At 46.3% G+C, this 6,137-nt stretch carries 3 protein-coding genes and 1 pseudogene; 3 read left to right on the top strand and 1 reads right to left on the bottom strand.

The features are described from left to right. Positions 1-33 precede the first annotated feature (33 nt). Positions 34-717, bottom strand: a pseudogene (locus tag HMPREF9446_RS00775) (glycosyl hydrolase 53 family protein); the annotation flags it as partial. 292 nt (positions 718-1,009) lie between these two features. Here HMPREF9446_RS00775 and HMPREF9446_RS00770 point away from each other — a divergent pair. The 3 genes from HMPREF9446_RS00770 to HMPREF9446_RS00760 all read left to right on the top strand — a co-directional run bounded on the left by HMPREF9446_RS00770 (position 1,010) and on the right by HMPREF9446_RS00760 (position 6,022). After that, complete coding sequence (locus HMPREF9446_RS00770) at positions 1,010-2,014, top strand: LacI family DNA-binding transcriptional regulator (protein ID WP_009123536.1); 1,005 nt, start codon at positions 1,010-1,012, stop codon at positions 2,012-2,014. 22 nt (positions 2,015-2,036) lie between these two features. Beyond that, positions 2,037-3,410, top strand: coding sequence for an MFS transporter (locus HMPREF9446_RS00765; RefSeq protein ID WP_009123535.1), 1,374 nt, complete (start codon positions 2,037-2,039; stop codon positions 3,408-3,410). A 296-nt stretch (positions 3,411-3,706) separates the two neighbouring features. Next, positions 3,707-6,022, top strand: a complete 2,316-nt coding sequence (locus HMPREF9446_RS00760) for a family 65 glycosyl hydrolase domain-containing protein (RefSeq protein ID WP_039968175.1) — start codon at positions 3,707-3,709, stop codon at positions 6,020-6,022. Positions 6,023-6,137 lie beyond the last annotated feature (115 nt).

The following is a 6,137-nucleotide window of genomic DNA, read 5'->3' as shown; positions in this document are numbered from 1 at the left end:
TTATATTTATAATAGTGTTGCGGAATTAAGGGTATTGATAAAAACGGCAAGATTAGCAAAGTTTTTAGGATATTTCAGTTTATCAACCGAACTATCCAACCCTTTCACATCCTTTTCATAGATATCATAGGATGCCCCGCTCAAAGCAACGTCCTCATCCCATAGCATTCCTGGACGTATTTCATTGCCCACTTGCACCCATTTGGGCGTTACTCCTGCCGACTTCAACGCAACCAATACATCCTTTGTATGATCTGCAATTGCCTGTTTCAATTCAGCAAGAGATTTTCCTTTCCATGCGGCCGGCTTAAATTGCTGTCCCGGATCAGCCCACCAGTCACTGTAGTGGAAATCAACCATCAAGTCCATTCCCAACTTTGCCGCCCGCTTTGCTTTAGCCAAAAAATCTCCCTTGTCACACCAGTTGCCGTGCTCCTCAGGATTCACCCAGACCCGGAGCCGGATGGCATTCATTCCAAGATCCTTCATCAATTGGAAACAATCCTTTTCCACTCCGGAGGCATTATAGAACTTCATGCCTTTGTGCTCCATTTCCGTCACCCAACTGATATCTGCACCTTTAGCAAACTCAATGCCAGAAGTCTCTCCATTATCCGGAAGGCCACCTGCATTGGGATCAGACTCATTATGACTGCTGCATGCCAATACGGCAAAAGCAGCACTAAAAAGAAAAGTCAAGAATTTCATGCGTTTCATAGCTACCCTAATTTTATGTCCCGCAAATATAAGAAAATAGAACAAATACATCCAAGCTGCACCTGTTTTACGGAAACACAACCATACGCAATCGTTTGCACAAACTTACATTCCGATATATAATAATGAGTAAGTGCATTTTAACCAATTCCATTATTTTTGCAATCGGATTAACGGAGTTTACCTTCATCCTTAATAAGAAAGATAAGCGGCATCTCAACATAAAGTCCAAGTAAATTTGACTGTCTGTTACGATTTGCATTATCTTTGACCGAAAAATCAAATCATACTCATGAATAAACCGCAGATAACCATCAAGGATATTGCCCGGGCGCTGAACGTCTCCCCCTCCACTGTGTCGAGGGCGCTGAAAGACAATCCGGACATCAGCAAGGAAACCCGTGACCTTATCCATGCCTACGCGCGCGAACATAATTATAAGCCCAATGTGCTTGCAGTAAACCTCCGTGCCAGCCGCAGCAATACAATTGGAGTGATTATCCCACAACTGGTACATCATTTTTTCTCTTGCGTACTAAGCGGAATTGAAAAATCAGCCGCCAAAGCCGGCTACAATATCATTGTGGCACAAAGCAACGAATCATACGAACAGGAAGTCAAGATCGTACATTCTTTTCTTGCAGCCCGTGTCTGCGGTGTCATCGCCTCCTTGGCCAAGGATACATCACAATATGACCATTATCAGGAATTGCTGAACAATAATATCCCGATAGTCTTCTACGACCGCATCTGTACAGGGCTCAAGACTGAACGGGTAGTAGTGGACGATTACGCCGGCTCATTTGCTGCCGTGGAATACATGATACAGACCGGATGCAAACGTATCCTCTTCTATGGTGCCGCACCACACCTAGAAATTACCAAGAACCGGCGCAACGGTTATTTAGACGCCATGAAAAAATACAAAATTCCGGTAGATGACAGTATGATACTGTTATGTGACACCCGCGAACGCGCCATCGCGCTGACCCCCGATTTGCTGGAAGGTCCCAACCGCCCCGACGGCTTCTTTGCCATCAACGATGAAACGGCGTCCGGTATTCTCTATGCCTGCAAACTGGTAGGCGTCAAAGTGCCCGACGAAGTTTCCATCTGCGGATTTACCGACGGAGCCATAGCGCAAAGTACCGACCCCAAGCTGACTACCGTGGAGCAACATGGAGAAGAAGTAGGCAGAAGTGCCTTCAGCATACTGATAGACAAGCTGGAAGGAGAAGAGAAGAGCTCCAACAAGATTGTACGTACCAACTTGGTAGTGAGAGGAACAACGAAATAAAAACTAATACCATATTATAACAATGAAAGTAAAACCCGATTTAAGTTTCTGGAAACTGTGGAACATCAGTTTCGGTTTTTTCGGCGTACAGATAGCGTATGCCCTGCAAAGTGCGAATATCAGCCGTATTTTCTCCACTCTCGGAGCCGACCCGCATAATTTAAGTTACTTCTGGATATTGCCGCCACTGGCAGGTATCATAGTACAGCCCATAGTAGGGGCTGCCAGCGACAAGACTTGGACACGCTTCGGACGCCGCATTCCCTACCTGTTTATCGGTTCTCTGGTAGCAGTATTGGTTATGTGCCTGTTGCCCAACGCAGGCAGTTTCGGTATGGCGGCAAGTACCGCCATGATATTCGGACTGGTATCACTAATGTTCCTCGACACTTCCATCAATATGGCGATGCAACCTTTCAAGATGATGGTAGGCGACATGGTCAATGAAAAACAAAAGGGACTCGCCTACTCCATCCAGAGTTTTCTTTGTAATGCAGGCAGCCTGGTGGGCTATCTGTTCCCGTTTATCTTTGCATGGATAGGTATCAGCAATACGGCGCCGCAAGGCGTGATTCCCGACTCCGTAATCTACTCTTTCTATATAGGAGCCGCCATTCTTATATTCTGCGTCATCTACACTTCAGTCAAGGTGAAGGAAATGCCACCCGCTGAATATGCCGAATACCATGGCATCACGGAAGAGGAAGAGCATGAGAAAACCAATATGCTGAAGCTGTTGGTCAAGGCTCCCAAAGCTTTCTGGACAGTGGGTCTGGTACAGTTCTTTTGTTGGTTTGCGTTCATGTTCATGTGGACTTATACGAATGGAAGCATCGCGGCCAATGCATTCGACGCACCAACCGTAGAACATACAGTGAACGGTATCAGCAAAATTGTATTGGATACCAAGAGCCTGCAATACCAGGAAGCCGCCAACTGGGTAGGTGTACTGTTCGCAGTCCAGGCTATCGGCTCCGTACTTTGGGCCATCTGCATTCCGATGTTCAAGGACCGACGCTTCATATATTCCCTCAGTCTTGTATTGGGAGGTATAGGATTTATCTCCACCTATTTCATGCACGACCCGTATATGCTGTTCATATCCTTCCTGCTGATAGGTTGCGCATGGGCAGCTATGCTGGCATTACCGTTCACGATACTGACCAATGCCCTGTCCGGCGGACACATGGGTACTTATCTGGGGCTTTTCAACGGTACAATCTGCATTCCTCAAATCGTGGCGGCCGCCTTAGGTGGCACAAGACTTGCCTTCTTTACTCCCGAAGGAGCACTTCCCCCGGAAATCAACATGCTGATTACTGCCGGAGTGATGCTGCTCATAGGTGCTGCCTGCGTATATCTCATCAAAGAAAGCCAAGGAGAGAAAGGCAAGTAAGCACACGACTCTGGGACGATGCGTGTATAAATCTACCTAGAAGACTATACAAGGGACTGTGATTAAAAGCCTTATAATGCCCTATTAAAAGCCTATTAATAGGGCATTATAAGGCTTTTATGCCATCTCACTATAAGAACGAAATTGGCAGATGCGGTGAAAGAATAAGGATGAGCCATACAAATAACCGATTAAGGGGATGAATGCGGATAATCATGTTATTTTTCCCTTCCCATTTCTTCTTTATTTCTGCAGATTGTTTATCTTTACAGCGATAACTACAGAACACACAGAACATGAAGAAATATTTAAAGACCGACGAATGGAACATCATTGAGGATAGTTTTCACGCCGATTACCTGCGGATGTCCGAAAGCATATTCAGCCTCGGAAACGGTCGTTTCGGACAACGGGGAAACTTTGAAGAGCCTTATAGCAGCGACTGTTACCGCGGTTCCTTCGTGGCCGGCATTCCTTTTCTGGACAATACCCGTGTAGGATGGTGGAAAAACGGTTATCCCCATTTCCATACCCGCATACCCAATGCAGCAGACTGGAGCCATATCGGCCTGCGCCTCATTGACGAGGAACTGGATTTGGCAATATGGGATGTCAACAGTTTCAGAAGATGCCTGAATATGAAGGAAGGTATCTCCTACCGGGATGTGGAAGTGACCTCCCCCAGAGGCAACCGGCTCAGTCTTCATGTAGAACATATCACGAACATGGCTCATCCTAACCTCTGCCTCATCAAGTACAGTGTAACATCCCTCAGTTATAGCGGCAAGGTTTCTTTGGTCCCTCTCCTTGACGGGAACATCGCAGATGGCACAGAATACGCCAACGAGAAAATCTGGAATATTCTGCGTTCCGGTGCCGCCGGCGACTGTAGCTATTTATGGACACAGACTCGCCGTGAAGATGCCCAAATCTGCTATGCCATGACTTATCAGTTCTATAAAAACAATAAAGAACCCATCGCCAACCCGATACGCATAGAAAAAGAGAAACAAGTGGGATTCAGCGTAGGCACAGATGTAAAACCAGGTGATACCGTGACTATCATCAAATATATTTCTATCGTCTCTTCCCTTCATTATGAGCGGCAGGACTTGATAGAAGAAGCCGTCTCACAAGTCCGAGAAGCCAAGACAATCGGCTGGAACGCCTTGCTGCAAGATCATCGGCAGGCCTGGCTGGATATCTGGGACGAAGCCGATGTCATCATCGAAGGCGATCCGGAAGCGCAACAGGGTATCCGTTACAACATCTTCCAGCTTTACCAGACTTACCGGGGAGATGACCCCCGCCTGAATATCGGTCCCAAAGGATTCACCGGAGAGAAATATGGCGGCAACACATATTGGAATACGGAACTGTGCTGTGTGCCTTTTTTCCTCCTTTCCACCCCCAGGGAGATTGTGAAAAATCTGCTGATATACCGATATAACCAACTTCCGAAAGCGATAGAAAATGCAAAGAAGTTGGGTTTCAGCAATGGTGCGGCACTTTTCCCGCAAGTGACCAATAACGGCGAGGAGTGCCATAGCGAATGGGAAATTACCTTTGAAGAAATCCACCGGAACAACATCATTGTCTATGCCATTGGCCAACACGCCACCATGACCGGCTCGCTGGAGTATGTCGCCAAATACGGACTGGAAGTAATGATAGCCGTCAGCCGCTTCTGGAGCCAGCGTGTATCCTTTTCCCGTCCCAAACAAAAATATGTCATATTAGGAGTTACGGGACCGAACGAATATGAAAACAACGTGGACAATAACTGGTACACCAACTATTCCTGCACACAATGCCTGAAAATCACCTTGGGCTACCTTGAAATCATAGCCAAGGAAAATCCCGATGAATACGCACGTGTACGCCGTATCACCAGTTTCAATCAAGCGGAAGAGACTGAACGCTGGAAAGACATCATAGCACGCATGTACCTGCCGGAAGATACGGAACAGGGTATCTTTATCCAAAATGACGGTTATATGGACAAAGAACTGCAAAGTACCGGTGCCATTCCTGAAGAAGAACGCCCTATCAACCAACACTGGTCATGGGACAGAATTCTTCGTTCCTGTTACATCAAGCAGAGTGACGTGCTGTTGGGGCTCTACCTCTATTATTTCGATTTTGATACGGATACCACCCGCAGGAATTTCGATTTTTATGAGCCGATGACTGTACATGAATCGTCCCTCTCCCCACATATCCACTCTATCCTTGCGGCACGCATCGGTGAGGTAGAGAAAGCATACGAACTTTTTATGCACACCACGCGCCTCGACTTAGACGATTATAACAACGAAACCGACCAAGGGTTGCACATCACCAGCATGCCGGGCAGCTGGCTTGCCATAGTACGCGGGTTTGCCGGTTTACAGATTCATGGCGGTATATTGAGCTTCAGCCCCGTCTTACCGAAAAAATGGAGCGGCTACACCTTCAAAGTCAATTATTCGGGAAACACGCTCCATATACGAGTAGCAGGAAAAGAGATAATATTTTCGCTTACAGCAGGAAACAAATTGAACATAGGAGTCTATCAAAACGTTTATGAACTTAAACAAGGCTCGAGTTTAACTGTCAAAATGACAGAGTAATTCGGATTCATTGTTAAGAAAGCACAATTAATACACTGGAAAACTAAGATTAGTTTTTTGGTTTTGTACTTTTGTGCCGATGCAAAACATAATTATACCCGTTTAACCCATAGCA

The organism is Bacteroides fluxus YIT 12057 (genome assembly GCF_000195635.1).
In the GTDB taxonomy this organism is placed as follows: domain Bacteria; phylum Bacteroidota; class Bacteroidia; order Bacteroidales; family Bacteroidaceae; genus Bacteroides; species Bacteroides fluxus.
The sequence above is the reverse complement of the archived record's forward strand: the minus strand, read 5'-3'. Positions and strand labels throughout refer to the sequence as shown.